The organism is Vagococcus proximus, assembly GCF_029143285.1.
Lineage (GTDB): Bacteria > Bacillota > Bacilli > Lactobacillales > Vagococcaceae > Vagococcus_D > Vagococcus_D proximus.
Genome location: NZ_JAPDSH010000003.1, coordinates 156,595 through 182,112 on the forward strand (window position 1 = coordinate 156,595; position 25,518 = coordinate 182,112).

The following is a 25,518-nucleotide window of genomic DNA, read 5'->3' on the forward strand; positions in this document are numbered from 1 at the left end:
GAAAAAGCACCTACTTTCCTTGTGCAACTTACACATTGCGCAAAGATACCGCTTTCAACTATACTTTATCTATAAACTAATAACCGAAAGTTGAGGGATTTCTAATGGTAGAAATGGCACTAACAGGTATTCATAAAAAATATGACAATAATGATTTTTATTCAGTTACAGATTTTAACTTAGATATTAAAGATAAAGAGTTTATCGTATTCGTAGGACCTTCTGGTTGTGGTAAATCAACAACCCTTCGTATGATTGCTGGTCTTGAAGACATCAGTGAAGGTGAATTGAAAATTGGCGACACTGTGATGAATGATGTTGCTCCTAAAGATCGCGATATTGCAATGGTATTCCAAAACTATGCTTTATATCCACATATGACTGTTTTCGACAACATGGCATTCGGTCTTAAATTACGTAAGTATCCTAAAGATGAAATTAAACAACGTGTTGACAATGCTGCTGATATTTTAGGGTTAACTGAGTACTTACACCGTAAACCTGCTGCACTATCAGGTGGACAACGTCAACGTGTCGCATTAGGTCGTGCGATCGTTCGTGATGCTAAAGTCTTCCTTATGGATGAGCCTTTATCAAACTTAGATGCTAAATTACGTGTCGCTATGCGTGCTGAAATCGCAAAATTACACCGTCGTTTAGAAACAACAACCGTCTACGTTACCCATGACCAAACAGAAGCTATGACAATGGCTGACCGTATCGTAATTATGAAGGATGGTTTCATTCAACAAATCGGTTCTCCAAAAGAAGTTTACGATACACCAAACAACATGTTTGTTGCAGGATTCATCGGATCACCTGCTATGAACTTCTTCAATGTTTCTCTTAAAGACGGTATGATTACTAATGGACACGGATTAGAGCTAAAAGTTCCAGAAGGCAAATATAAAATGTTAGAAGAAAAAGGTTACAATGGTACTGACTTAGTCTTCGGAATTCGTCCAGAAGATATTCACAGTGAACCTATCGTTATGGATGCATCACCGGACACTGTCGTTAAATCTGAAGTTGTCGTTTCAGAATTACTAGGTGCTGAAACTATGCTTTATACAACTGTTGGTGATACAGAGTTCATCTCTAAAGTAGATGCTCGTGCAGCTTATACACCAGGTGAAGTTATCGACCTTGCTTTCAACTTAAACAAAGGACATTTCTTCGATAAAGAAACTGAAGAAGTTATCCGCTAAAAACGCCCCCCTTTTCTAGATAGTTAATTTATTTAATTATCTAAAATTTAAATAAAAGAGCGATGCCCAAATGGGCATCGCTCTTTTTTATAATGGTTACATACTTCCCATCGCATTTGATAGATTAGCAAACTCTTGTAATGTTAATGTTTCACCACGACGTTTAGGATCAATTCCAGCCTCTTCTAACGCTTTCGCTAAATGGGCTTTTGTTTCTTCCTCTTTGCCATAAGTTGCTTGTAGGTTGTTCCATAATGTTTTACGACGTTGTTGGAATGATGCTTTTGTTAACTTAAAGAACGCTTTCTCATCCTTCACCTGAACAGCAGGTTCATCACGACGTGTCAACTTGATAATCGCTGAATCAACATTAGGTTGTGGCACAAAGGCTGTTTTCGGTACGATAAATGCAACTGTTGCTTCCATGTAGTACTGAACAGCAATTGATAATGAACCATATGCCTTCGTACTTGGTTCTGCCGTAATTCTATCTGCTACTTCTTTTTGCATCATGACAACCATTTCAGCTACATCCAAATTAGATTGTAAAAAATGCATCATAATGGGCGTTGTAATATAGTATGGTAAGTTAGCGACCACTTTTAGAGGTAATTTCTCGTCAAACACCTCGTCCGTAATCGTCTCTAAATCAGCTTTTAAGACATCTTGATTCACAACTGTAACATTAGGGTAAGGAGACATTGTATCCTCTAATACCTCAATTAAACGTCCGTCAATCTCAAATGCTAAGACTTGATTAGCATAACGTGCTAAATGTTCTGTCAACGCGCCAATACCGGGTCCTACTTCAATAACGTTTGTTTGACGATCTAACCCCGCTGCGAACACAATATTTCTTAAAATATTAGGTTCTGTCAGGAAATTTTGTCCTAAACTTTTTTTAAATGAAAAACCATACTGTTTTAATATATCACGGGTACGGCTAGGGGTTGCTATCTCTTTATATTCCTCCACTTTCTTCCTCCTCTAATACAACTGCCATAGCTGTTTTCAATTCTTCTACTGTAATCTGAAACATCGCCAATCGTTTGCATAATTGTTTACCATTAGTATACCCTATTCGCAAATAATCACCTAATGCTTCTCGTCTTGCCTTAGAATGCGGTCCTGCAATCAACCCAAAGTGTAGAAGTAACTCTCTCGGTATCTCTACGGTTTGAACCGTGTCATCTAAAGGTGTCAACACGTTAGCTAATGCTTCTAAAATAGCCTCATCACTAGCATGTTCCACTCCTAAGCTGTTGCCTCGTTTGGTTGGCACTGCCTCTTTTCTCGAAATAAAAGCATGTTTCGCACTTGGGACGGTTTCCGTAACAATTTTTCTAATCTTTTCACCTGAAAAATCAGGATCCGTAAACACAATAACACCACGAATTTCTTCAGCATGTTGAATACGTTCAAGTATATCATCATTAATGGCTGAACCAATCGTTTCTATCGTATCGCACTCCACAACTTGTTGTAGACGTTTTGTATCATCTTTACCTTCGACAACAATAATTTCTTTAATCTTTATCTTATCCGTCATTACTCACCTAACCTAAAGAGACGATGAGCATTCTCTTGTGTCTGTTTGGCAACCTCTTCCCACTGACAACCACGTAATTCTGCTACTTTTTCAGCAACATAACGGGTATAACCAGGTTCATTACGTTTCCCACGGTAAGGTACAGGCGCTAAGTAAGGAGCATCTGTTTCAATTAACAATTTATCCATAGGAACAGCTTGCGCGACTTCTTGAACTTCGATTGCTTTTTTAAATGTGACCACACCACTCAGTGAAATATGCATTCCTAAATCTAAAAAGCGTTTCATCCATTCTGTATCGCCACTAAAACTATGCATAATACCGCCAATATCATGGATACCTTCATCTTTAAGAATCGCATAGGTATCTTCCATTGCGTCACGAGTATGAATACTGATTGGTAAATTCATTTCTCTTGCCATCGCGATTTGACGACGGAAAACTTTTTCTTGCACATCTTTCGGGTCTTCCATCCAGTGATAATCTAATCCAATTTCACCTAAAGCAACGACTTTAGGTAAGGTTAAATGCTCTTGTAAATAAGCCTCAACCTCTTTATCATAACTTCCCGCTTCTGTAGGATGCCAGCCAATAATACTGTATAAATTATCATAGTCTCGGCTTAACTCTAATGATTTTTCAATAGTTGGGTAATCAAATCCAACAATGGCCATCTCACTCACGCCTAATTCCTTAGCACGCTCAATCGTTTCAGGAACATCTTCTGAAAATTGCGCCACATTTAAATGGGTATGTGTATCAAATATCATTTCATTCACTCCTTTTATGTGACAGAACAAAACGACTGAAAACTAATCGCTAGCTTTCAGTCGTTATCTGTCATTATGCGATTACTGAACCATTCGGCACGCCTTTTGGTGCTTCCATGATTTTAAGTTTTCCATCATATTCAGCTGATAAAATCATACCTTGACTAATTTCGCCACGCATTTTACGCGGTGTTAAGTTAGCAACGACCACGACTTTTTTACCAATTAAATCTTCTGGATTAGGGTAGAATTCTGCAACACCTGAAAGAATTTGACGGTGATTTTTATCGCCAGCATCTAAACGGAATTGTAGTAATTTGTCTGCCCCTTTTACTTTTTTACAATCAATAACTTCCGCTACTTTTAGTTCCACTTTATCAAAGTCATCGTATTTGATTTCTTTGTCTTTAACAGATACTAACTCTGTTTCAGTTGGATCCCAAGTAAAATCTTCAGAAGATTCTGTTGTTTTTTCATTCATTTTTTCTTTAATGTAAGCTACCTCTACCTCAGTATCAAGACGAGGGAAGATTGGTGTTCCTTTGCTTACTACTTTGACATTTTCAGGGAATTCACCGAAACGAATATCTGTAATTGACATATCTGATGTATTTAATCCTAATTGTTCAAAGATTTTCTTAGGTGATTCTGTTAAAACTGGTTGTAAAAGAATCGCTACAATTCTTAATGCCTCAGCTAAATGAACCATAACGCTATCTAACTCTGCACGTTTTTCTTCGTCTTTAGCAAGTACCCAAGGCTCAGTCTCGTCAATGTATTTATTGGCACGTGAAATTAATGTCCACACTTCTTGAAGTGCCACACTAAATTCCATGTTTTCCATTGCTTTATGGTAGTTACCAATCACATTAGCAGCTGTAGTTGATAATTCACTATCAAAATCAGTTACTTGTGAGTTGTATTTAGGGACAACGCCGTCACAATATTTGTTAATCATCGCAACTGTACGGTTTAATAAGTTTCCTAAATCATTTGCTAAATCATAGTTCACACGCGCTACGAAATCTTCTGGCGTGAAGACACTGTCATTTCCAAATGGAATCGCACGTAATAAGTAATAACGTAAAGCGTCTAAACCATAACGCTCTGTAAGCATATCTGGATAGACAACATTCCCTTTAGATTTAGACATTTTTCCATCTTTCATCACAATCCAACCGTGAGCGTAAACCTTTTCTGGTAATGGTAAATCAAGTGCCATTAACATAATTGGCCAGTAAATCGTGTGGAAACGTACGATTTCTTTCCCAACCATATGCACACTAGCAGGCCAGAACTTTTGGAAATTGCTATCGTCTTCACTACCATAGCCTAAAGCTGTAATATAGTTAGACAACGCATCAATCCAAACATAGACCACATGTTTAGGGTTACTTGGAACTGGTACACCCCATGTGAATGTCGTACGCGTTACCGCAAGATCTTCTAAACCTGGTTTAATAAAGTTATTAATCATTTCATTTTTACGTGATGCTGGTTGAATGAAGTCAGGGTTCTCGTTGTAGTACTCTAATAAACGATCAGCGTATTTACTCATCTTGAAGAAGTAAGATTCTTCTTTTACTAGCTCAACTTCATGACCACTTGGCGCTTTCCCACCAATGACTTTACCATCTTCATCTTTATACACTTCAGCTAATTGGTTTTCAGTGAAATATTCTTCATCTGATACTGAGTACCAGCCTTCATATTCCCCTAAATAAATATCGCCTTGTGCTAGTAAACGCTCAAAAATTTGTTGCACACGCTCCACGTGTTCTGGGTCTGTTGTACGGATAAATTTATCATTGCTGATATCTAAATCTTTCCATAATTTTTGGACGTCAACAGCCATTTCATCCACGTATTGTTGAGGTGAAATGCCCATCTCTTCAGATTTTTGTTCAATTTTTTGTCCATGCTCATCTAAACCTGTAAGGTAGAATACCTCATGTCCTGTTAATCGTTTATATCTTGCTACAGCATCACACGCAATTGTTGTGTATGAGCTTCCAATATGTAATTTGCCACTAGGATAATAAATCGGTGTTGTTATATAAAATGGTTTTTTCTCTGTCATCATTCCTAGCTCCTTTCCTAGTTAAACACTCTTTTTAGTTCTACTTAAAAGACTATAGATACGTATTAGTATACCATATTACCTATACGATACTCAAAAAAAATCTGTCTATACCGAGTTATTTCACCTTAAATTCTTTTCATTCTAACTGTTAATTTTAACTAGATTTATTTCATGAAAAGCTGTATAGTTAGTAGCAATATAATCAAATTTCTATTGGAGGTCTTTATGAAAAGAGAAATTATAAAACGCTTACCTAAAATTGAATTACATTGCCATTTAGATGGCTCAGTCCGTCCCCATATCTTAGAACAGCTCGCTAAGCAACAAAATCACCCTTTAGCTTGGACAGGCGAGGCTTTAAAAAATAAATTAGTCGCACCCGAAGACTGCACCAGTCTCTTAGACTATCTTGAACGCTTTGATGTCGTCCTTCCTTATCTTCAAGAAGAGGCTGCTATTGAGTTGATTAGTTACGACCTGATTGCGCAAGTTGCCGAAGAAAATGTTCGCTATATTGAAGTCCGTTTCGCTCCACTTTTATTCAATCGTAAAGGATTAACCATTGAACAAATTGTAACAGCCGTTGTAACTGGGTTGAAACGAGGAGAAAAAGAATTTGGTGTTAAGGCTAATGCACTACTGTGTGGCATGCGTCATCATGACGAGACCACTAACCAATCAGTCGTTACTGCTGTTAAAGAGTTTTACGGAAAAGGAGTGGTAGGGTTTGATTTAGCTGGCGATGAAGCCAATTATCCAACCGCTCTATTCGAATCGGTTGTATCAATTGCTAAAGAACATGACCTACCTATTACTTTACATGCCGGTGAGTGCGGCTGTCCTCATAACGTCATGACAGCTATCGAACTAGGTGCTACTCGAATTGGTCATGGCATCGCTATTCAAAAAGACGAAGCTGTTCTCAACGCCTGTTTAGATAAACAAACCACGATTGAAATGTGCCCTACTAGTAATTTTCAAACAAAAGCCGTAACTGAATTAAAAGACTACCCTTTCCAAAAATTCTTAGATGCGGGCTTAAACATCACCATTAATACCGACAACCGTACAGTATCTAATACGACACTGACGGATGAATATGAAAAATTAGCCAATTGGTATCACATTGATTATGCGTGTATGGAAAAATTAAATCACAACGCTGTCAATGGTGCTTTTACGTCTAAATCTGAAAAAGAACGTCTACATGCCGACTTAACTGCTGGCTATGCAGAATACCGATAAAATAAAAAAACCGATGAGGAATCATCGGTTTTTTCGTTGTCTTCTTTCTTGTTTCATAGAAGTAAATGACTTTTTCAGTGTTTTCATCATGCCATCATCACCATAAGCAAGTGATGTTGAATGATACATTAAAGCTGAGAATTTCAACAATACAAGAGTTGTCACTGCCAAAATCACAAGTGAAATCAAAATTTCTGATGTACTCACAGCCCCATTAGCAATACGAGATGGCATCGTAAATGATGATAAGAACGGGATATATGATGTTACTTTCATCAAAATATGCTGCGGATTACTCATGCCAAACATCATGCTAATCATAAATCCAAAAATCGTTAGATACGTCACAGGCGCTACCGCTTTACCCGCATCTTCAGCTTTGGAAACTAACGAGCCACATAATGCTGATAAAATCGTATAAATAATAACACCTAGTAATAAGTACAACATATTATAACCAAACACGCCTAGTAGTAATTCCTTAATCGACATAACAGATAAGAATTCCTTAACAACAGGCATATCTTTCACTACCATGAACCCTCCAAGACCTGCAAGAAGATAAATCCCAACTTGGGTTAAGATAACTAAGAAAATCCCCATTACTTTACCATAAAAATGCTTTGATGCTGATGTACTTGATAGGATAATCTCCATAATACGTGTTCCTTTTTCAGAAGCTACTTCTGATGCTGTCACTTGAGCATACATTAAAATGATCATGTACATTGCAAGAGTTATAAAAATAGATCCCATTGACATCGCCAAATGATTAGCATTTTTCTCTTTCATCTTGCCATCTTTAAACTCAACTGTCGTACTTTTCAACTCTGCTTGAGCATTTAGTTGAGCGATTTGCTCTTTTGATAGATTCATTTTTTTACTGGTAATATCTAATTGAGTCGCAGTTAAATTTTGCGTCATCGCTAACTCATCCGATGATCCCATTTTAGTCGTTCCAGTATACTCACCTGTAACAGTTTCAGCTTTTTTATTAAAACTTATAACCAAGTAGCCGTCGATATCTTTTGCTTCCAATGCTTTCTTAGCTTCAGCTTCTGTTGTCACTTTTTTATCAACTTCTAATGTTGAGCCTTTAATATAATTTTGACGAAGCTCTTGATTAGCTGAAATAACAGCTATATCTGACGTTTCTGAAAACTTAGCACCTACAAAGCTAGCTAATAACGTAAATCCAATCATAATAAATGGTGAAATAATCATTACTAAAAATGACACACTTTTCACATTACGCTTAAAGGTTTCTAAGGCTACAATCCAAAATTTATTCACGGCCTTCACCTACTTTCATTTTAAATATTTCTTCTAATGTTGGTGGCACTTGATTAAAGACAGGCATATAACCTAATGCCGCCGCTTTTTCAAAAATTTCTTCACCTGCTTCTTCATGAGCAAGTATTACACTATATGAGCCATCAATCTCTTTTTCAATGCCTAGAACACCTTCAACTGTTTCAATTTCTTCCACTGGTAATTTTGAATCAATAACCAATTTTGTACGACCAAATGCTTGACGAATGTCAGCAACTTTCCCATCTAACACCATCTCACCATTACGTAACATAATTAAGTGATCGCAAATCTTTTCAACATTATCCATATTGTGACTAGAGAAAATAACACAAGCACCCTTATCTTTTAACTCAATAATCCCTTCTTTTAAAAGCTCCGCATTCACTGGATCTAACCCACTAAACGGCTCATCTAAAATAATCAATTTTGGCTCATGAATAAGTGTTGAAATCAATTGAACTTTTTGTTGATTACCTTTAGACAGTGCTTTTACCTTGTCTGTTTTCTTCCCTTTAACTTGAAACTTATCCATCCAAAAATCAATTTTAGGTAAAATCTCTTTTTTAGTTTTTCCTCTCAACTTAGCAAAATAAATTAATTGCTCTTCAATACTAATCTTAGGATACAGGCCACGCTCTTCAGGTAAATACCCAATAATATTATAGTCATTCGCCGTTAAAGGGTGACCATTCCATAACACCTCACCCGTATCTGTCTGTAAAAAATCTAAAATCAAACGAAACGTCGTTGTTTTACCTGCTCCATTTTGGCCAATTAGTCCTAAAATTTCACCATCATTTATCGTAAATGAAATACCGTCAACGGCTTTCATCGTTCCAAATGTTTTAGAAATAGTCTTTACTTCTAACATTTATTCCACTCCTTCTACTTTGTCTTTTCTAAAATGCTCGTAAATATTTGTTGCAACATTCTTTGGCATGCCAACCTTTTCTAACTCTTCAATTGACGCTGCTTGAATATTCTTTAACGATTTATATGCTACCAATAATTGTTTCTTTCTCTTTGGTCCAAGTCCCTCAATACCATCCAATTGCGAAGCAAAACTCGTTTTACTTCTTAACTGTCTGTGGAACGTAATCGCAAACCGGTGAACTTCATCTTGAATACGTTGTAGCAAGAAGAATTCCTGGGAATTTCGTTTTAATGGCACAACACTAAGGTCATCTCCATATAATAACTCACTTGTTCGATGCTTATCATTTTTAGCTAGTCCTGCTACTGGAACAGAGACACCTAATTGATTTTCTAACACATCTTTAGCAATGTCTACCTGTCCTTTACCCCCATCAATTACAATTAAATCAGGAAATGGTAAATCCTCTTTTAACACTCGAGAATACCTACGATAAATCACTTCACGCATAGACGCATAATCATCTGGTCCTGTTACCGTCTTAATTTTGTATTTACGGTAAGCACTCTTTAAAGGTTTGCCATCAACGAATACAACCATTGCAGAAACCGGATTAGTTCCCATAATATTCGAGTTATCAAATGCTTCAATTCGGCGTAAATTAGGAATATCAAGAATTTCTCCTAATCGTTCCACAGCACCTCGGGTTCTTTCTTGCTTACGTAAAGTTAGATCAAATTTCTCTTTTAAAGCGACTTCTGCATTTTTAGAGGCCAACTCTACTAGTTTCTTCTTATCACCACGTTGCGGTTGGAAAACTGAAGAATCTAACAATAACTCCGCACTTTCCTTATCCACACCTTGAGGAATAAATACGTCTTTTGGCGCAATATGAGAACTTTCTTGATAAAACTGCCACATATACGTTAAAAAATCTTCCTCTGCATCTCCATAAAACGGGAATAATGAAACATCTCGTTCAATAATTTTACCCTGTCTTACAAAGAAAACTTGAACACACATCCACCCTTTATCAACGGCATAACCAAAAATATCACGGTTAACAAAATCAGTTTGCGTCATTTTTTGTGGCATCATTACAGTGTCAATCGCACTTAATTGATCTCGATACTCAGCAGCTTTTTCAAAATCAAGTTTTTCTGAAGCATTTAACATTTTACGCTTCAGCTCTTTTTGAATCCCTTGAAAATTACCATTTAAAAAACTTTTGATTTCCTCAACCATTTCAACATATACATTTGGAGAAACATCAAATACACTTGGACATAAGCACTGTCCCAAATGATAATATAAACACGGTTTTTTAGAATTCAAACTGCATTTCCTAAGAGGATATAGGCGATCTAATAATTTTTTAGTCTCATTGGCTGCTTTTGAATCTGGATATGGGCCAAAATAAAGAGCTTTATCTTTCTTAATTTGTCTAACAATCATCAAGCGAGGATATTTTTCATTTGTAATTTTTATAAAAGGATAGCTTTTGTCATCCTTTAATAAGATATTATAACGAGGCTGATTTTTTTGAATCAAGTTAATCTCCAACAATAATGCTTCTTTATTAGATTCCGTTACAATATATTCAAAATCATCAATCTCGCTAACTAATTTTTCAGTTTTAGTATTGTGACTTCCAGTAAAATATGACCTTACTCTATTTTTTAAGACTTTAGCTTTCCCAACATAAATAATAGTACCCTCACTATTTTTCATTAAATAACATCCGGGATTATCTGGTAGAATAGCGAGTTTGGCTTTTATTTTTTCATTCATTCTTCTCGCTCCCCTCATTATTAAAAACATCTAATAACTCTACCTCAAAGATTTCTGAGATTTCAAAAGCCAATTTTAAGGATAAAGAATATTTACCTTTTTCAATAGAAGAAATAGTTTGCCTTGTCACTCCAAGTTTTTTAGCTAAATCTTGCTGCGTCCAATTACGTTCTGCTCGCAACACTTTCATTCTATTTGTAATAATCTTCTACACACCCTTTCCACCTCTCAAATGTAACATTATACAAACTAAATGTAAAACTTTTTTAACATCTAGTCCGTTATTTATTTTATTGCGTATATTTAAGAAAAGCATTAGTGAAAGGATGATTATTATTATAGTAGTTATTATTTTAGTCGGAAGTTGTTTAGGGTCCTTTTTTACAGTAATTGCAGAGAGAGTTCCAATTGGTCTATCTCTGGTATCACCTTCCTCTCATTGTCCAAGATGTAAAAACAAGCTCAAACCCCTTGACCTAATCCCAATATTTTCTTTTCTTTTTTTAAAAGGAAAATGTCGTTACTGTCAGACAAAAATACAACTAATGTCAACAGTTATTGAATGCCTAATACCTCTTTTATTTCTTATATTCTATTATACGAATCATTTGAGTATTGTTTACTTACCTGAAATTATCATAATATTAACTTCAATAATACTCAGCATAATGGATATACTTTATCTGGAACTTTCTCCAACTATTTTCTTATTAGGTTACGGTATTAGCTTTGTGCTAAGTTATTTATTTTATCAACCCATTCATATTCATTTTATTAATGCCTTGCTGTTATATTTTACATTCTCAGTTATATCTTATTTATCAATATCAAAAATTGGTCTAGGTGATGTTAAACTAATTTGTTTTTGGGCATTAACCTTGAATATAAACAACTTAGTTTACCTATTACTTTATGCGACCTCATCCGCCCTATTATATATTCTTTATTTGTACTCTAAAAAAATTTCTATACAAAATAAAAAAATTCCATTCGTCCCATTTTTGACATTCGCCTATATTATCATTTTTTTACAATAAAAAAAGCAATCTCTTATGAGATTGCTTTAAAATTTTATATTATAGTACGCGTACTGCGAAATCTGGTGTGAACCATTGAACTGATCCAGTGATAACACCTTCATTAGGGTTAGCAGCGTGAACATAATTCCCGCCACCTGTTGAAATTGCTACGTGGTATGTACCACCATGTCCTCCCCAGAATAGTAAATCTCCTGGTTGTGCTTGTGAAACAGCAATTTGTGTTCCAGCACTTTCTTGAGGTACAGTAAATCCACCAATTTCTCTACCTGTTACTTGACGATAAACATATGCTGTGAATCCTGAACAGTCAAAAGATTCTGGACCTTTAGCTCCCCATACATAAGGTTTACCTAAATGTTTCATAGCTTCAGCAACAATAGCGCTACCTGAAGGGTTTGCTACTGGTGGTGCTGGTGGTGTTGGTTTTTGTTCTGGCTCTGGAGTCGGCTCTGGTTTTGGTGCTGGAGCTGGCTCTGGAGTTGGCTCTGGCGTCGGTGTTGGTTCCGGCGTTGGAGTTGGCTCTGGTGTCGGTGTTGGTTCCGGCGTTGGAGTTGGCTCTGGTGTCGGTGTTGGTTCCGGCGTTGGAGTTGGCTCTGGTGTTACTTCTGGAACAACTGGTGCTGTTTCTGAAGGTAATGTTACCTCTGGAACAACCGGTGTTGTTTCTGAAGGTAATGTTTCTTCTGTTAATGTCGTTTCAGTACCAAGCGTACCTTCCGTTTGTGACTCTGTTTGTGTTTGTGACTCTTCAGATACAACATTTGAATCTGAAACTTCTGTTGTTACATTTTCAGTTTCTTCTGTTTGTGCTTGAACTGGGTTAGTTGTACTAACAAAAGCACCTGATTCATTTGTTAAGTTTTGAACGCCTGAAATTTCATTCAATGCTTTTTCTGTTTGAGCTTTAGCAATTTGTTCTTTTTGTGCTTGAGCAATTGCTTCTGCTTGAGCGATTTCTTTTGCTTTGGCTTCTGCTGCTTCACGTAACGCAACTTGACGAGCACGTTCTGCTTCTGCTTCTGCTTTAGCTTGTAAGAATCCTGATTTTTTATTTTCTTCAGTTGATTTTTCAGCTGAAATTTCGTTAACTAATGACTCTTGTTGTAACTCTTGATCTAAAAGTTCGCCTTTTTTAACTTCTAAAGCTACTGCATTTTGGTTTAATTCTTCTGATTTTTCTTTTGTTTCAGCTTGTTTTGCTTCAACAGCTTTTTTATCTTCTTCTTGTTGTTTCATTAAATCATTGCTTGCATTAACTAACTTAGTAGTTGCTGCTAAACGAGTAATTGCTAATGAAATTGAATCAGAATTTAAAACTGCATCCAAGAAATTTGATGATTTTCCGTCTACTTGAACTGAACGAGCTTGCTCTTTAATAGTAGCATCGCGTTTATCAATACGAGAATCTAATTCTTTAATTTCTGAAGCTAATTTTGAAATTTTTTCAGAAATTTGATCTTGCTCAGCTTGTAAGTCAGCTGCTTCAGCTTTAATATTATCAATATTTGATCTTACCGCCACTAATTGAGAACTTGCTTGAGCCTCTTTTGAATTTAACTCTTTAATTTTATTATTTGAATCTTTAATTTGTGAATCTAATTCATCTGCTAACGCCGCCGATGGAGCAACTGCACCTAAAACGATTGAACTTAGCATTAACATTGATATAATACGCTTTTTCACGTTGTATTCCTCCGTGTACTTTATTTTAAACTAATTGGTTAATTTCTACTTTTCCTAATCAACATCTGAATTGTATCATAGGAAGATGTCAGTGATATAATAGCTATGTTACAAAAATATTTCAAAGTAACATTTAATCATTACTTCTCTTTTCAATTAATTTATTAAGGGGATAACTGAATAGTATGCATATGGCAATATTCATAATCAGTGTTGGCCCTATATTATTTGTTATAAATTTTTGAAAAGCCGGATTTGTTAATTTGAATATCACTTGTAATAAATAAGCTGTACCATCCATTACTGTTATAAATACCACTAGACTCATCAACAATGTAAATATTGTCGGTTTTACATATTTAAATACTACATATATAAAGAGTACAGTCAAAGGTAACACTACAATATTAATTCCTATAATATTATAGTAATGCCAATCAAAAATGGCACCTAATACTAAACTAACGATCATCACGTAACGTTTATCAAAATATAAACTTGAAATAATCAATCCTATTAAAAATAAATGACTATTAAAGTAAATTGTATTGTCAGTAACATGACGTAACATGTTACTCAATTGACCATCAAACAACATTAAAAATAATAAAATAAAAGGGACCAGTAGCTTCATTACACTGTTTGTAAATATCTTATTCATTTTCATCACTCTCAACTAATCGTTTAATTACAGTTACAACTGACATATCATACATAGAAGAATTGGCTTTAATATAAACTTCTTTATCTAGTCCAAAACCACTTTCTTTAATTTTAACAACTTCACCAACTGGTAACCCACGTGGTGAACCACCACCTAAACCTGATGTTGACACTTTATCGCCTTCTTTAATACCTGATAAAGAGGTCAATTGCTTAACCACAAATACATTATCTTTTTCTGAGTAATCAGATAATACACCGTAGGCAGCTTCTTTTCCTTCTGGAGTAATCATTACTGGAAAATGATTGGCATTTTGATTAGTTGATGTTAATAACTCAACTTTAGATGACATCGCATTCGCTACAATAACACGGCCTACTAAGCCACCTTCACCAATAACCGGCATCCCTGTTTCGATTCCAACATTCGCTCCGCGATCTATAACTAAAATATTTTGCCACGTATCTGGCGAACGGCTGATGACATTGGCTGTTAATTTGTCATAATTAGTTAAAGAATCATCCATACCGAGTTGTTTTTTCAACTCTGCATTTTCTTTTTTATAACTTTCATTTTCACTCTCTAATACCTCATATTGATCAATACGTTTTTTTAGTCGGTCATTTTCATTATAGGTGGTAAATAAATTACCAATAGATGAAATCCCACCTTGTATTGCTCTTACAGGAAATGAAATCGCTCGGTCTATCAACCCAACACTATCATCTACTGTTGACCCTACAACACTTGAATTTTTAGACTCATTTCGTTTAGCCACCGTAAAACTTACTAAGAATACGACAACTACCATTACTATTATGGCGATTATTATGTTTTTACTGGAATTATTTTTTTTCACTTAAACACCTCAAATCCCTTTCTTACAATCTTTTGACACCTGTCCATTATTTTAACACTATTCATTTGTTTTTTCTATCTAAAGAATTACGCACAAAAAGAAGTCTACTTATAGCAGACTTCTTTTTTTCGTACCTTTTATATCCTTATTTTCCGTTGTATGCTTGGATAATTATTTCTTTTAATTCACTGATTAAAGGTTCTTTTGGATTAGCTGTTGTACATTGGTCTTCATAGGCTAACTCAGCCAAATGATCCACTGTTTGATCTAATGTTTCTTTCGTTAGACCTTGCGCTTTGAAACTCATATCAATACCAACACTTTTACCTAAATCAGCAACTGCTTTAGCAAGTGATTCAACTAATTCTTCTGTTGTTTCACCTTTCATTCCCATAAATCTCGCAATATCAGCATAATCTTGATCAGCACGGAAGTAATCATATTTAGGGAACATCGCATGTTTCGATGGATCTTTCGCATTATAACGAATCACGTGTGGTAAAAGAATAGCATTTGTTCGACCGTGTGGAATATGGTATTCTCCTCCACATTTATGAGCGATTGAGTGACAAATTCCCAAGAAAGCATTAGCAAAAGCCATCCCTGCAAGAGCTGAAGCATTATGCATTTTTTCACGATTATCTTCGTTAGGATTATCGCAAGACTCTTGTAAGTTTTCGAATACTAATTTAATCGCTTGTAAACTTAAGCCACGTGTATAATCTGATGCCATAACTGATACATATGATTCAATTGCATGAGTTAAAACATCCATTCCAGTATCAGCTGTTACTGAACGAGGAACTGATAAAACAAACTGTGGATCAATAATCGCTACGTCTGGTGTAAGAGCATAATCCGCTAATGGGTATTTAACGCCTGTTTCACTGTCTGTGATAACTGCGAATGGTGTTACTTCTGACCCCGTTCCTGATGTAGTCGGAATACAAACAAATTTAGCTTTTTCAGCGGTTGGTATTTTATAAGCACGTTTACGAATATCTAAGAACTTTTGCTTAGCTCCAAAGAATTCTGTATCTGGATGTTCAAAAAATAACCACATTCCTTTAGCCGCATCCATCGCTGACCCTCCACCTAAAGCAATAACTGTATCTGGTTGGAAAGCTACCATTCTTTCTGTTCCTTTGTAAACTGTGTTACTTGATGGATCTGGTTCAACATCCGAGAAAACTTCAATTTGAACCTTATTATGACGACGACGTAATGTTTCCATAACACGATCTGCATAGCCTAGTTTAACCATTCCTTCATCACAGACTAAGAAAACACGTTCTACATCAGTCATTTCTTCTAAATAATTTAAAGAATTTTTTTCAAAGTAAATTTTAGATGGAAGTTTGAACCATTGCATATTATTTCTCCGTTTCGCGATAGTTTTAATATTGATTAAGTTAATAGATGACACATTTTTAGAAACTGAATTTTTTCCGTAAGACCCACAACCCAATGTTAACGATGGAATCATTTCATTATAAATATCACCGATACCACCTTCTGAAGCAGGGCTATTTACTAAAATACGACATGCCTTCATCTTCATACCGAATTTAGTTTGCAACTCTTCATCTTCTGAATGAATGACTGCTGTATGCCCCAACCCAAATTCTTGCATTTTAGCACATAACTCAAAAGCATGTTTTTGGTCGCTTGCTTTTATCATAGCTAGAACAGGTGATAATTTTTCTAGTGATAATGGGTACTCAATCCCTGCACCTTCTAATTCCGCTACTAACATTTTTGTTCCCTTTGGAACAGTGATTCCCGCCAACTTAGCAATCGCTTCTGCTGAATTCCCCACAATAGCTGGATTAACTGCTGTTTTCGCTTCGTTCATCACTGTCGCTTCTAATTTAGACAACTCTGATGATTTAACAAAGTAAACTTGATGCGCTTGAAATTCTTTTTTCACTGCGTCATAAATATCTTTATCTACGATAACTCCTTGTTCCGATGCACAAATCATTCCGTTATCAAATGTTTTTGATACAATTACATCGTTAACTGCACGCTTAATTTTTGCTGTCTTTTCAATATAGGCTGGCGTGTTACCTGGACCAACACCTAAAGCTGGTTTTCCAGTTGAATACGCTGACTTCACCATACCTGAACCACCTGTGGCTAAAACGATTGCAATACCTGGATGATTCATCAATCCGCTTGTTGCTTCTAAAGATGGATGTTCAATCCATTGAATACAATCTTCTGGAGCACCTGCCGCTACAGCTGCATCTCTAACAATTCGTGCAGCTTCTGCTGAACATTTTTGAGCACTTGGATGAAAAGCAAATACGATTGGGTTACGTGTTTTAATTGAAATCATTGCTTTAAATATAGTTGTTGATGTTGGATTAGTTGTCGGTGTTACCCCGCATACTACTCCAATAGGTGCGGCAATCTCTACCAACCCTTTTTGTTTATCTTCGTTAATCACGCCCACTGTTTTATCATTTTTGATACTATTCCAAATTGATTCAGATGCGTACATATTTTTAATTGCTTTATCTTCATATATTCCACGACCTGTTTCTTCAATCGCCATTTTAGCAAGTGGCATATGAGCATCAAGTGCTGCCATCGCCATTTGGTGAACGATATGGTCTACTTTTTCTTGGTTGAAATCTTCCATTAAATCCAGAGCCTTATTTCCTTTAAGTACTAATTCATCGATCATTTTTTCTACATTTACAGTTACTTTTTCAGTTGCCATGTATGTATCCCTCCATGAAATTTTCTTTTGTTAATCTTTTCACAATCATCATACTACACACAAATTAAAAAGTAAACATTCAATTGTGATTATTTTCACATTAGGTAAAAATAAAAAAAGAACACCTGTGGATAAGTGCTCTTTTCTATAATAAATCATCAATCTTATTCCAATCAAAATCTTGCGGTCTAATTGTACTTGCTCTTATAACCTGATAATCAAAAAACTCATTCTCTGTGACTGATAGAATATCTCGTCGTTTTTCCCAAACATTTTTGGCATCTTTCTTTTGCCAACGATAATTTTCTAAATAGTCCCAAAACTCTTCTAGTTTAATTTCTTTATAGCCGTGTTTAGTAAACTCATTATATTTTTTCTTTACAGCCGTATTTAAAAGTAATCCTTTATACCCCGTATAGTTTGGAACGGTCATTCGATTCACCTACCTTTTTTATAACTCTAATTAAGTGAAAATAAAAAGGAGAAATCTATAAGATTCTCCCTTAAAAAAAATTACTTATTATCTTCTTCAGTTGTTTCAACAACTGACACAGGTTTTACAGTTTCAGTAGAAGCTGTTACTGTAGAAATCGCAACACGATTAAATTCTAATAGAATACCTTCACAGTTTAAAATCACTGTATTTTTTTCAGTATCAATTTCTTCAATAATCCCGTGTAAACCACCGATTGTAACAACTGAACTCCCAACAGTCATACTGTTTAGTAAGTCTTGACGCTGTTTTTGTTGTTTCTTTTGTGAACGAGTCATGAAGAACATCATTCCACCTAATACGATTAACGGTAATAACATTGCCATATTTTTTCCACCTCATTTAATTATATCTAATTATCACTCTAACAAATAACTATTAAAGATACTAGCTATTTTAAGGAAATTTTAAAAGTTTTTTGCATTCTCTTTATTAAATCCATACTCTTCAAAGAATGCTTCACGGTATTCCAACAAGTTATCATCCATAATCGCTTGTCTGATGTCTTTCATCACGGTTTGTAGGAAATAAAGATTGTGATATGACGTTAATCGAATACCAAATGTTTCATTACATTTAATCAAGTGGCGAATATACGCACGTGTATAGTTACGACAAGCATAACAATCACATTTTTCATCTATTGGACGGAAGTCTTCTGCATATTTTGCATTTTTAATAACCAAGCGACCTTGGCTAGTCATACAAGTACCATTACGTGCAATACGTGTTGGTAATACACAGTCAAACATATCAACCCCGTTAATAACACCATCAATAAGTGAATCGGCAGTACCTACACCCATTAAATAACGTGGTTTATCTTGAGGAATAATTGGATTCATATAGTCCAATACGCGGTTCATCTCTTCTTTTGTTTCCCCTACTGATAAGCCACCAATAGAATATCCTGGGAAATCCATACTAATTAAATCTTTGGCACTCTGTTCACGTAAGTCTTTAAATCCTGCACCTTGGATAATTCCAAATAATCCTTGACGATCAGGATTAGCATGCGCTTCCAACCCACGCTCTGCCCAACGACTTGTACGCTCAATAGATTTTTTCACATAATCATGACTCTCATAAAACGGCGCGCATTCATCAAAACTCATCATGATATCTGGGCCTAGTTTATTTTGAATCCCAATTGCTTTTTCTGGAGAAAGGAACATTTTAGATCCATTTAAGTGGTTCTTAAAACTAACACCCTCTTCAGTAATATTACGCATCTCAGATAATGACCATACTTGGAAACCACCTGAATCTGTTAAAATCCCTTGATCCCAATTCATAAACTTATGTAAGCCACCTGCTTTTTCTACTAAATCTTCCCCAGGCCTTAACCATAGGTGGTAAGTATTCGCTAAGATAATACCGGCACCCATCTCTTTTAATTCTTCAGGTGCCATAGTTTTAACTGTCGCTAGTGTTCCCACTGGCATAAACATTGGCGTTGGGAATGTTCCGTGAGGCGTGATGATTTCACCTAAACGTGCTCCTGTGTGTTTTTCTGTTTTTATTAATCGATAACGAATGGCTGGTTCTGTCATGTCGTACCCTACTTTCTATTAAGTAACTGTCTAATTATATACGTTAAATATCATACTCTTGATTACATGATTTAGCAAGGTAATCCAAACCTACTTTTGGTCTTTTTTACCTTTTTAATTTACTTCACAAACATAGCATCACCGAAACTGAAGAAACGATATTTTTCTTCAATCGCATGATGGTAAGCTGACATCACTGTGTCACGTGTTGCAAAAGCACTCACTAACATCACTAATGTTGATTTAGGCAGATGGAAGTTGGTTGAAAAGGCATCAACTAGTTTGAATTTATACCCTGGTGTTATAAAGATATCTGTCCAACCACTATCTGCTTTAATGTCACCATTAAATTTTGTCCCAATTGTTTCAAGTGTGCGAATAGATGTTGTTCCTACTGCCACAATACGTCCACCATTCACTTTGACCTCACGAAGAGCTGCCGCTGATTCTTCCGTTAATTTATAAAATTCACTATGCATCTCGTGGTCTTCAATTGATTCAACATTTACGGGTCGGAAAGTTCCTAGTCCGACATGAAGTGTTAGGTAAACCAATTTAACCCCTTTAGCTTTAATTTTTTCTAATAATTCTTCTGTGAAATGAAGACCAGCCGTTGGCGCTGCCGCTGAGCCATTTTCTTCTGCATAAACGGTTTGATAACGATTTGGATCCTCTAAGCGCTCTTTAATATAAGGTGGCAAAGGCATTTCACCTAGAGATTCAATAATCTCTAAAAAGACACCTTCATATTTAAATTCAATGATACGACCACCATGCTCAAGTTCTTCGATAACCTCCGCTTTAAGTCTACCGTCACCAAAAGAAATCATAGTCCCCTTTTTAGCACGTTTTGCAGGTTTAATAAGTGTTTCCCACTGATTTCCTTCTGTATTTGTTAAAAGTAATACTTCTAAATGTCCACCTGTATCCGGTTTTTCACCGTATAAACGAGCAGGTAACACACGCGTATTATTCATAACTAAGGCATCACCTTCATCTAACTCATCTAAAATATCGTAAAAATGTTTATCTTGAAGCTCACCTGTTTCTCTATCCACAACCAATAAACGCGAACTTTGACGGTCTGCTAATGGTGTTTGAGCAATCAAGTTTTCTGGTAAATCAAAATCAAAATCATTTGTCGTAAATGTCATCTATCGTCACTCTTCCCTTATCTCTTCATATAGTAATCTCTTTGTTAGTTTATCATTTTTTTCAAACTTATGCGACCGTATCCGCCTCATAAAAAAGAAGCAATAGCTCACTCGCCATTACTTCTCTATTCTCTTTCACTAATGGGATCGTATCCTAAATGTTCAAATCCAAGTGGTGTGACTTGTCTCCCCCTAGAAGTCCGTTTAATAAACCCCTTTTGAATCAAATAAGGCTCGTACATATCTTCTACCGTTTCGGTCTCCTCACCAATATTCACAGCAATCGTACTTAACCCAACTGGCCCTCCTTGATAGAGCTCAATCATCGTACGAAGTAACTTTTGGTCCACATAATCTAATCCCGCATGATCAACTTGCAACATACTCAACGCTTTATCTGCAACCGAGCGGTCAACAATCCCATCACTTTGAACTTGTGCAAAATCACGAACTCGCTTTAGTAAACGATTGGCGATACGTGGTGTCCCACGAGAACGAAGAGCAATTTCATAAGCACCTTCTTCGACAATCTCTGTCTCAAAAATATCAGCTGAACGGAGGACGATTTCTTTTAAATCCTGAGTCTCATAATATTCCATATGCGAAATAATGCCGAACCGATCTCTTAAAGGAGCAGATAGCATCCCTGCTCTAGTTGTTGCACCAACCAACGTAAAAGGAGGTAAAGTAAAATGAACAGGATGAGATGTTGGGCCTTGGCCAACCATAATATCTACGTAAAAATCTTCCATTGCTGAGTAAAGCATCTCTTCTGCTACACGAGGCAATCGGTGAATTTCATCAATAAATAAAACATCACCTGGCTCTAGCTCATTTAACAATGCTACTAAATCACCCGGCTTTTCGATTGCAGGTCCACTCGTTGTCCTGATTTGAACACCCATTTCATTTGCAATAACCATCGCCATTGTTGTCTTACCCAATCCAGGAGGTCCATATAATAAAACGTGATCCAAAGATTCAGCTCGTTCTCTTGCCGCTAATATATATATCCCTAGTTCTTCTTTTACTTTTTGTTGCCCAATATACTGAGATAGAAACTGTGGACGTAGGGACATTTCAGTTGTTTGTTCATCATTCAATATATCACCTGAAACAATACGTTCTTCCGTCATTCACATTCCTACTTTCTATTTTTTCATCATTAATTTTAAGCCTTGGCGTAGATACTCATCAGTTGTTGTCGCCTCTACTTTAGCTAATTCTTTAGACACACGCTTCACTTCTTTAGCGCTGTAACCTAATGCTTGTAATGCTTCTGACGCTTCATCTAACAGTAGATTATCACTACTTGATACCGGTGCGGAATCAATATCTAAGCTCGTCTGACGCCCACCGGCTTCTATGCCAATATCTGTTAATTTTCCTTTTAAATCTAAAATCATTTGCTGCGCAGTCTTTTTACCCACTCCTGGAAATTTTGTTAAGAACGTTGAATCCGCTGATTCAACCGCGCTCACTAAACCACCGTGATCATCACTTGCCATGATGGCTAACGCACTCTTAGGACCAATCCCTGAAACGCTATTTAGTTTAATAAATAATTGTTTTTCCTGTATCGAACTAAAACCATACAAGGTCTGAGAATCTTCTCTCACCACTTGTTGTAAATAAACATTTACAACCGTCTCATCCACACGATACATAAATGGATTAGCTACTGCAACTTGATACCCGATGCCATTCGCTTCAACTACTATGTAATAAGGACTTACAAAAGTTACTTGTCCTTTAATATATTCGTACATTTTCTTCCTCCTTGAATAAGTACATGCGTTCGCCTTATTGTAGCATATTTCTTAAAACGTGAATAGCTACTGTCTCAAGAGAAAATAAAAAGACCAGTTGAACTGGTCTTTTATTTTAAAATTCAGCTAGCATGCGTTTAACATAAGCAATCGGAAAACCAACTACGCCATAAAAATCACCTTGAATCGCTTTAACAAACAACGTGCCTGGACCTTGAATCCCATAAGCCCCTGCCTTGTCCATTGGGTCCCCACTTGCGACATACTCTTCAATTTCACGCTCTGTTAGGTCAAAGAATGTCACTTCGGTTGTGATGATTTCTGATTTAATATCGGAGCCTTTCATCATACAAACTGCCGTATGAACATGATGGGTTGTCCCACTCAACTGTGTAAGCATCGCTTTAGCATCAGCTTCATCTACAGGTTTCCCTAAAATCATGCCATCAACCACTACTGTCGTATCACTACCAATCACTAAATCATCTGGATGATTTTTTGCAATACATGCCGCTTTTTCTTGGGCCATTTCTAACACATAATCCAGCGGAGCAATCCCCTCTTTTACTGTTTCATCTATATCAGCAGGCATCGTTTCAAATTCAGAAACAACCATGCTTAACAATTCTTTTCTTCTCGGAGACTGCGAGGCCAATATAATTGTCATTAGGAGTCACTCACTTTCTATCACGTAATTTAATGCGGATCTTGAATTCGCTTGAACATTTTTTCCATATCTTTATTATCAAAATGAACAAGAACTGGTCGACCGTGCGGACAATTATAGGGATTGTCACATTTTTCCAAATCTTTTAATAATTGTCTAGCTTGCGCTTCATTTAAATGGTGATTAGCTTTTATCGACTGTTTACAGCTCATCATAATCGCTGTGTCTTCTCTAAACTTCGCCACACTAACTTTTCCATCTTTAAGTAATACATCTACCATCTCTTTAATGACGTCTTCTTCGCTACCTGGCGGATACCACGTTGGATGAGCACGACAAATATAACTCGTCTGACCAAATGGTTCTAAATTAATACCAACCTCAGTTAAATCAGATAATTTCTCCTGAATTTTTAGCCACTCACTGGTCGGATAGTCTAAAACAATTGGAACAAGCAATTCTTGTAACTCATCCCCCACTTCGCCAATCTTTTCACGAAAATACTCGTACTTAATTCGCTCCTGTGCAGCATGTTGATCAATAATATATAACCCTTGGTCACTTTGGGCAAACAGATACGTTCCATGCATTTGACCAAAGTATTCCAAGTGTGGAAATTCAATCGCTTGTTCGGATGGTTCACTCTCAACTTCTTCGGTTTCAGTCAACTCACTTGTTATATTTCTGTAGTCACTGGCAAAAGGATCGTCAAAAAGAGCATCGTCAATATTTTCTAAAGACTTATCTGCTATTTTTTCAGACTCTTCTGCAACCGTATATTCGATTACTTCAACAATAGGCCCATTACTTACTGTCTCTTCAGTAGTAGGTCGGGTTTTTGGCGTAACAACTGGCGTAACAGATTCATTTGGCACGTAAAATTGGTTTGTTTTACGGTCAAAGGCTAACGATTCACTTTTTAAGTTAGCTTCAGAAACAATCGTTTCGGTTGACGGTTGTTTTATCTCGCCAAAGGGCATAGCCAACTGTTCACTTTTCACTTCTTTTGGAAGTTGTTTTTTAAAACTAAGCTCTGCTGGGTCAACTTTTGGGATTAACTGCTTATCACCCAAAGCTTCCTGAATACTTGCTGTAATTAGCGCCATTAATTCTTTCTCTTTACTCAAACGAACTTCTTGTTTAGTAGGATGTACATTCACATCAACTAGCAACGGATCCATGTCAATTTGAATAACTGCAATCGGATAACGGCCAACCATTAGCTTAGAACCATAGCCTTCAACAATCGCTTTATTAAGAGAAAAATTACGAATATATCGACCGTTAATAATCAGCGATAAATAATGACGACCTGCACGGGTTAATTCAGGTAATGACACAAAACCAGACACTTTAAAATCTAAATCATCCTGTTCTAATGCCACCATTTTTTTAGCTGTTTCAACACCATAAATCCCCGCTATAGCCTGCTTTATCTCACCATTACCAGTTGTACTCAACATTTTATTGCCATCATGAATTAAACGAAAAGCAATATCCGGATGACTTAAAGCCAAACGGTTAACAATATCTCCCACATTTGATAATTCTGTCTGTAAGGTTTTGACATATTTCAAACGAGCCGGTGTATTAAAAAATAAATTCTCAACAGTGATTTTTGTTCCTTTACGGAGAGAGTGAGGTTTATGTTCGACAACCGAACCACCTGATAGTTTGACATAACTCCCTACTGCTTCACCTGTTGAGGTTTCCAAGGTTAATTCCGAGACAGATGCGATACTCGGCAGCGCTTCTCCCCTAAACCCTAATGTTCGAATTCGGAAAAGGTCATCACGGGTATGAATTTTACTCGTTGCATGACGTTTAAAGGCGTTTAACACATCTTCCGCTTCAATCCCTTCACCATTATCAATGATTTGGATTTTACGGAGTCCAGCTTCTTCTAAATAAATATCAATCTGGGTGCTTCCCGCATCAATCGCGTTTTCAACCAACTCTTTAACAACTGATGCTGGTCTTTCAACCACTTCACCTGCTGCGATTTGGTTGGCTAACATTTCTGATAGTTCAACAATTTTACTCATATAGATGCCTCTCCTTTCCTTGAATTATC

The 25,518-nt window shown here is 36.3% G+C and carries 23 protein-coding genes; 3 read left to right on the plus strand and 20 right to left on the minus strand.

Annotated features, from left to right (window positions below; translation table 11 throughout):
- Positions 1-104 precede the first annotated feature (104 nt).
- A complete protein-coding gene (locus OL233_RS05355; protein WP_275471335.1) occupies positions 105-1,208 on the plus strand; it encodes an ABC transporter ATP-binding protein in 1,104 nt (367 codons plus the stop codon).
- A 96-nt stretch (positions 1,209-1,304) separates the two neighbouring features.
- Here OL233_RS05355 and rsmA read toward each other — a convergent pair whose 3' ends face one another.
- From rsmA to metG, 4 genes are all read right to left on the minus strand, one after another.
- A complete protein-coding gene (rsmA, locus tag OL233_RS05360) occupies positions 1,305-2,183 on the minus strand; it encodes a 16S rRNA (adenine(1518)-N(6)/adenine(1519)-N(6))-dimethyltransferase RsmA (RefSeq protein WP_275471336.1) in 879 nt (292 codons plus the stop codon).
- A complete protein-coding gene (rnmV, locus tag OL233_RS05365; protein ID WP_275471337.1) occupies positions 2,170-2,757 on the minus strand; it encodes a ribonuclease M5 in 588 nt (195 codons plus the stop codon). Before rnmV ends, rsmA begins: the two co-directional genes overlap by 14 nt.
- Positions 2,757-3,527, minus strand: a complete 771-nt coding sequence (locus OL233_RS05370) for a TatD family hydrolase (protein WP_275471338.1) — start codon at positions 3,525-3,527, stop codon at positions 2,757-2,759. The genes rnmV and OL233_RS05370 overlap by 1 nt, the downstream gene beginning before the upstream one ends.
- A gap of 73 nt (positions 3,528-3,600) precedes the next feature.
- Positions 3,601-5,607 carry a methionine--tRNA ligase gene (gene metG, locus OL233_RS05375; RefSeq protein ID WP_275471339.1) on the minus strand — a complete coding sequence of 669 codons (2,007 nt, stop codon included), beginning with the start codon at positions 5,605-5,607 and terminating at the stop codon, positions 3,601-3,603.
- Between the two features lie 228 nt (positions 5,608-5,835).
- On the opposite strand from metG, the gene add reads away from it, so the two are divergent.
- Positions 5,836-6,855 (plus strand): adenosine deaminase, encoded by a 1,020-nt coding sequence (add, locus tag OL233_RS05380; protein ID WP_275471340.1) that lies wholly within the window; start codon positions 5,836-5,838, stop codon positions 6,853-6,855.
- Positions 6,856-6,876: 21 nt separating this feature from the next.
- Here add and OL233_RS05385 read toward each other — a convergent pair whose 3' ends face one another.
- The 4 genes from OL233_RS05385 to OL233_RS05400 are packed head-to-tail and all read right to left on the minus strand — an operon-like array spanning position 6,877 to position 11,024.
- The gene (locus OL233_RS05385) at positions 6,877-8,148 is read right to left on the minus strand and encodes an ABC transporter permease (RefSeq protein WP_275471341.1); all 1,272 of its coding nucleotides are present in this window, start codon (positions 8,146-8,148) and stop codon (positions 6,877-6,879) included.
- On the minus strand, positions 8,141-9,040 hold the full coding sequence (locus OL233_RS05390) for an ABC transporter ATP-binding protein (RefSeq protein ID WP_275471342.1): 900 nt from the start codon (positions 9,038-9,040) through the stop codon (positions 8,141-8,143). The genes OL233_RS05385 and OL233_RS05390 overlap by 8 nt, the downstream gene beginning before the upstream one ends.
- Entirely contained in the window at positions 9,041-10,834 is a 1,794-nt protein-coding gene (uvrC, locus tag OL233_RS05395; RefSeq protein ID WP_275471343.1) for an excinuclease ABC subunit UvrC, read from the minus strand. It abuts the gene before it with no gap.
- On the minus strand, positions 10,827-11,024 hold the full coding sequence (locus OL233_RS05400; protein WP_126831768.1) for a helix-turn-helix transcriptional regulator: 198 nt from the start codon (positions 11,022-11,024) through the stop codon (positions 10,827-10,829). The genes uvrC and OL233_RS05400 overlap by 8 nt, the downstream gene beginning before the upstream one ends.
- A gap of 136 nt (positions 11,025-11,160) precedes the next feature.
- On the opposite strand from OL233_RS05400, the gene OL233_RS11405 reads away from it, so the two are divergent.
- Positions 11,161-11,871: a prepilin peptidase gene (locus OL233_RS11405; protein WP_367618491.1), complete on the plus strand. Its 711-nt coding sequence runs from the start codon at positions 11,161-11,163 to the stop codon at positions 11,869-11,871.
- Positions 11,872-11,910: 39 nt separating this feature from the next.
- Here OL233_RS11405 and OL233_RS05405 read toward each other — a convergent pair whose 3' ends face one another.
- From OL233_RS05405 to mutL, 12 genes are all read right to left on the minus strand, one after another.
- On the minus strand, positions 11,911-13,557 hold the full coding sequence (locus OL233_RS05405; RefSeq protein WP_275471344.1) for a C40 family peptidase: 1,647 nt from the start codon (positions 13,555-13,557) through the stop codon (positions 11,911-11,913).
- 133 nt (positions 13,558-13,690) lie between these two features.
- Entirely contained in the window at positions 13,691-14,218 is a 528-nt protein-coding gene (mreD, locus tag OL233_RS05410; RefSeq protein WP_275471345.1) for a rod shape-determining protein MreD, read from the minus strand.
- Positions 14,211-15,080 carry a rod shape-determining protein MreC gene (mreC, locus tag OL233_RS05415; RefSeq protein ID WP_275471346.1) on the minus strand — a complete coding sequence of 290 codons (870 nt, stop codon included), beginning with the start codon at positions 15,078-15,080 and terminating at the stop codon, positions 14,211-14,213. Before mreC ends, mreD begins: the two co-directional genes overlap by 8 nt.
- Before the next feature lie 145 nt (positions 15,081-15,225).
- On the minus strand, positions 15,226-17,808 hold the full coding sequence (gene adhE, locus OL233_RS05420) for a bifunctional acetaldehyde-CoA/alcohol dehydrogenase (protein ID WP_275471347.1): 2,583 nt from the start codon (positions 17,806-17,808) through the stop codon (positions 15,226-15,228).
- A gap of 145 nt (positions 17,809-17,953) precedes the next feature.
- Positions 17,954-18,241, minus strand: coding sequence for a post-transcriptional regulator (locus OL233_RS05425; protein ID WP_275471348.1), 288 nt, complete (start codon positions 18,239-18,241; stop codon positions 17,954-17,956).
- 80 nt (positions 18,242-18,321) lie between these two features.
- Positions 18,322-18,627, minus strand: a complete 306-nt coding sequence (yajC, locus tag OL233_RS05430) for a preprotein translocase subunit YajC (protein ID WP_437184405.1) — start codon at positions 18,625-18,627, stop codon at positions 18,322-18,324.
- Positions 18,628-18,708: 81 nt separating this feature from the next.
- Positions 18,709-19,854 carry a tRNA guanosine(34) transglycosylase Tgt gene (gene tgt / locus OL233_RS05435; RefSeq protein WP_126831776.1) on the minus strand — a complete coding sequence of 382 codons (1,146 nt, stop codon included), beginning with the start codon at positions 19,852-19,854 and terminating at the stop codon, positions 18,709-18,711.
- Between the two features lie 119 nt (positions 19,855-19,973).
- Positions 19,974-21,008 carry a tRNA preQ1(34) S-adenosylmethionine ribosyltransferase-isomerase QueA gene (gene queA / locus OL233_RS05440; RefSeq protein ID WP_275471349.1) on the minus strand — a complete coding sequence of 345 codons (1,035 nt, stop codon included), beginning with the start codon at positions 21,006-21,008 and terminating at the stop codon, positions 19,974-19,976.
- Between the two features lie 125 nt (positions 21,009-21,133).
- Positions 21,134-22,144 (minus strand): Holliday junction branch migration DNA helicase RuvB, encoded by a 1,011-nt coding sequence (gene ruvB, locus OL233_RS05445; protein WP_275471350.1) that lies wholly within the window; start codon positions 22,142-22,144, stop codon positions 21,134-21,136.
- Positions 22,145-22,159: 15 nt separating this feature from the next.
- The gene (gene ruvA / locus OL233_RS05450; RefSeq protein ID WP_275471351.1) at positions 22,160-22,777 is read right to left on the minus strand and encodes a Holliday junction branch migration protein RuvA; all 618 of its coding nucleotides are present in this window, start codon (positions 22,775-22,777) and stop codon (positions 22,160-22,162) included.
- Positions 22,778-22,892: 115 nt separating this feature from the next.
- Entirely contained in the window at positions 22,893-23,444 is a 552-nt protein-coding gene (locus OL233_RS05455; protein ID WP_275471352.1) for a Maf family protein, read from the minus strand.
- Between the two features lie 29 nt (positions 23,445-23,473).
- Positions 23,474-25,489, minus strand: a complete 2,016-nt coding sequence (mutL, locus tag OL233_RS05460; RefSeq protein WP_275471353.1) for a DNA mismatch repair endonuclease MutL — start codon at positions 25,487-25,489, stop codon at positions 23,474-23,476.
- Between the last annotated feature and the right edge of the window lie 29 nt (positions 25,490-25,518).

Excerpts from the sequence above, each read along its gene's own strand:
- OL233_RS05355 (WP_275471335.1), top strand. The coding sequence starts at position 105 with ATGGTAGAAATGGCACTAACAGGTATTCATAAAAAATATGACAATAAT.
- rnmV (WP_275471337.1), bottom strand. The coding sequence starts at position 2,757 with ATGACGGATAAGATAAAGATTAAAGAAATTATTGTTGTCGAAGGTAAA.
- OL233_RS05370 (WP_275471338.1), bottom strand. The coding sequence starts at position 3,527 with ATGATATTTGATACACATACCCATTTAAATGTGGCGCAATTTTCAGAA.
- metG (WP_275471339.1), bottom strand. The coding sequence starts at position 5,607 with ATGACAGAGAAAAAACCATTTTATATAACAACACCGATTTATTATCCT.
- add (WP_275471340.1), top strand. The coding sequence starts at position 5,836 with ATGAAAAGAGAAATTATAAAACGCTTACCTAAAATTGAATTACATTGC.
- OL233_RS05390 (WP_275471342.1), bottom strand. The coding sequence starts at position 9,040 with ATGTTAGAAGTAAAGACTATTTCTAAAACATTTGGAACGATGAAAGCC.
- uvrC (WP_275471343.1), bottom strand. The coding sequence starts at position 10,834 with ATGAATGAAAAAATAAAAGCCAAACTCGCTATTCTACCAGATAATCCC.
- OL233_RS05400 (WP_126831768.1), bottom strand. The coding sequence starts at position 11,024 with ATGAAAGTGTTGCGAGCAGAACGTAATTGGACGCAGCAAGATTTAGCT.
- OL233_RS11405 (WP_367618491.1), top strand. The coding sequence starts at position 11,161 with ATGATTATTATTATAGTAGTTATTATTTTAGTCGGAAGTTGTTTAGGG.
- mreD (WP_275471345.1), bottom strand. The coding sequence starts at position 14,218 with ATGAATAAGATATTTACAAACAGTGTAATGAAGCTACTGGTCCCTTTT.
- adhE (WP_275471347.1), bottom strand. The coding sequence starts at position 17,808 with ATGGCAACTGAAAAAGTAACTGTAAATGTAGAAAAAATGATCGATGAA.
- OL233_RS05425 (WP_275471348.1), bottom strand. The coding sequence starts at position 18,241 with ATGACCGTTCCAAACTATACGGGGTATAAAGGATTACTTTTAAATACG.
- yajC (WP_437184405.1), bottom strand. The coding sequence starts at position 18,627 with ATGGCAATGTTATTACCGTTAATCGTATTAGGTGGAATGATGTTCTTC.
- tgt (WP_126831776.1), bottom strand. The coding sequence starts at position 19,854 with ATGACAGAACCAGCCATTCGTTATCGATTAATAAAAACAGAAAAACAC.
- queA (WP_275471349.1), bottom strand. The coding sequence starts at position 21,008 with ATGACATTTACGACAAATGATTTTGATTTTGATTTACCAGAAAACTTG.
- ruvB (WP_275471350.1), bottom strand. The coding sequence starts at position 22,144 with ATGACGGAAGAACGTATTGTTTCAGGTGATATATTGAATGATGAACAA.
- ruvA (WP_275471351.1), bottom strand. The coding sequence starts at position 22,777 with ATGTACGAATATATTAAAGGACAAGTAACTTTTGTAAGTCCTTATTAC.
- OL233_RS05455 (WP_275471352.1), bottom strand. The coding sequence starts at position 23,444 with ATGACAATTATATTGGCCTCGCAGTCTCCGAGAAGAAAAGAATTGTTA.
- mutL (WP_275471353.1), bottom strand. The coding sequence starts at position 25,489 with ATGAGTAAAATTGTTGAACTATCAGAAATGTTAGCCAACCAAATCGCA.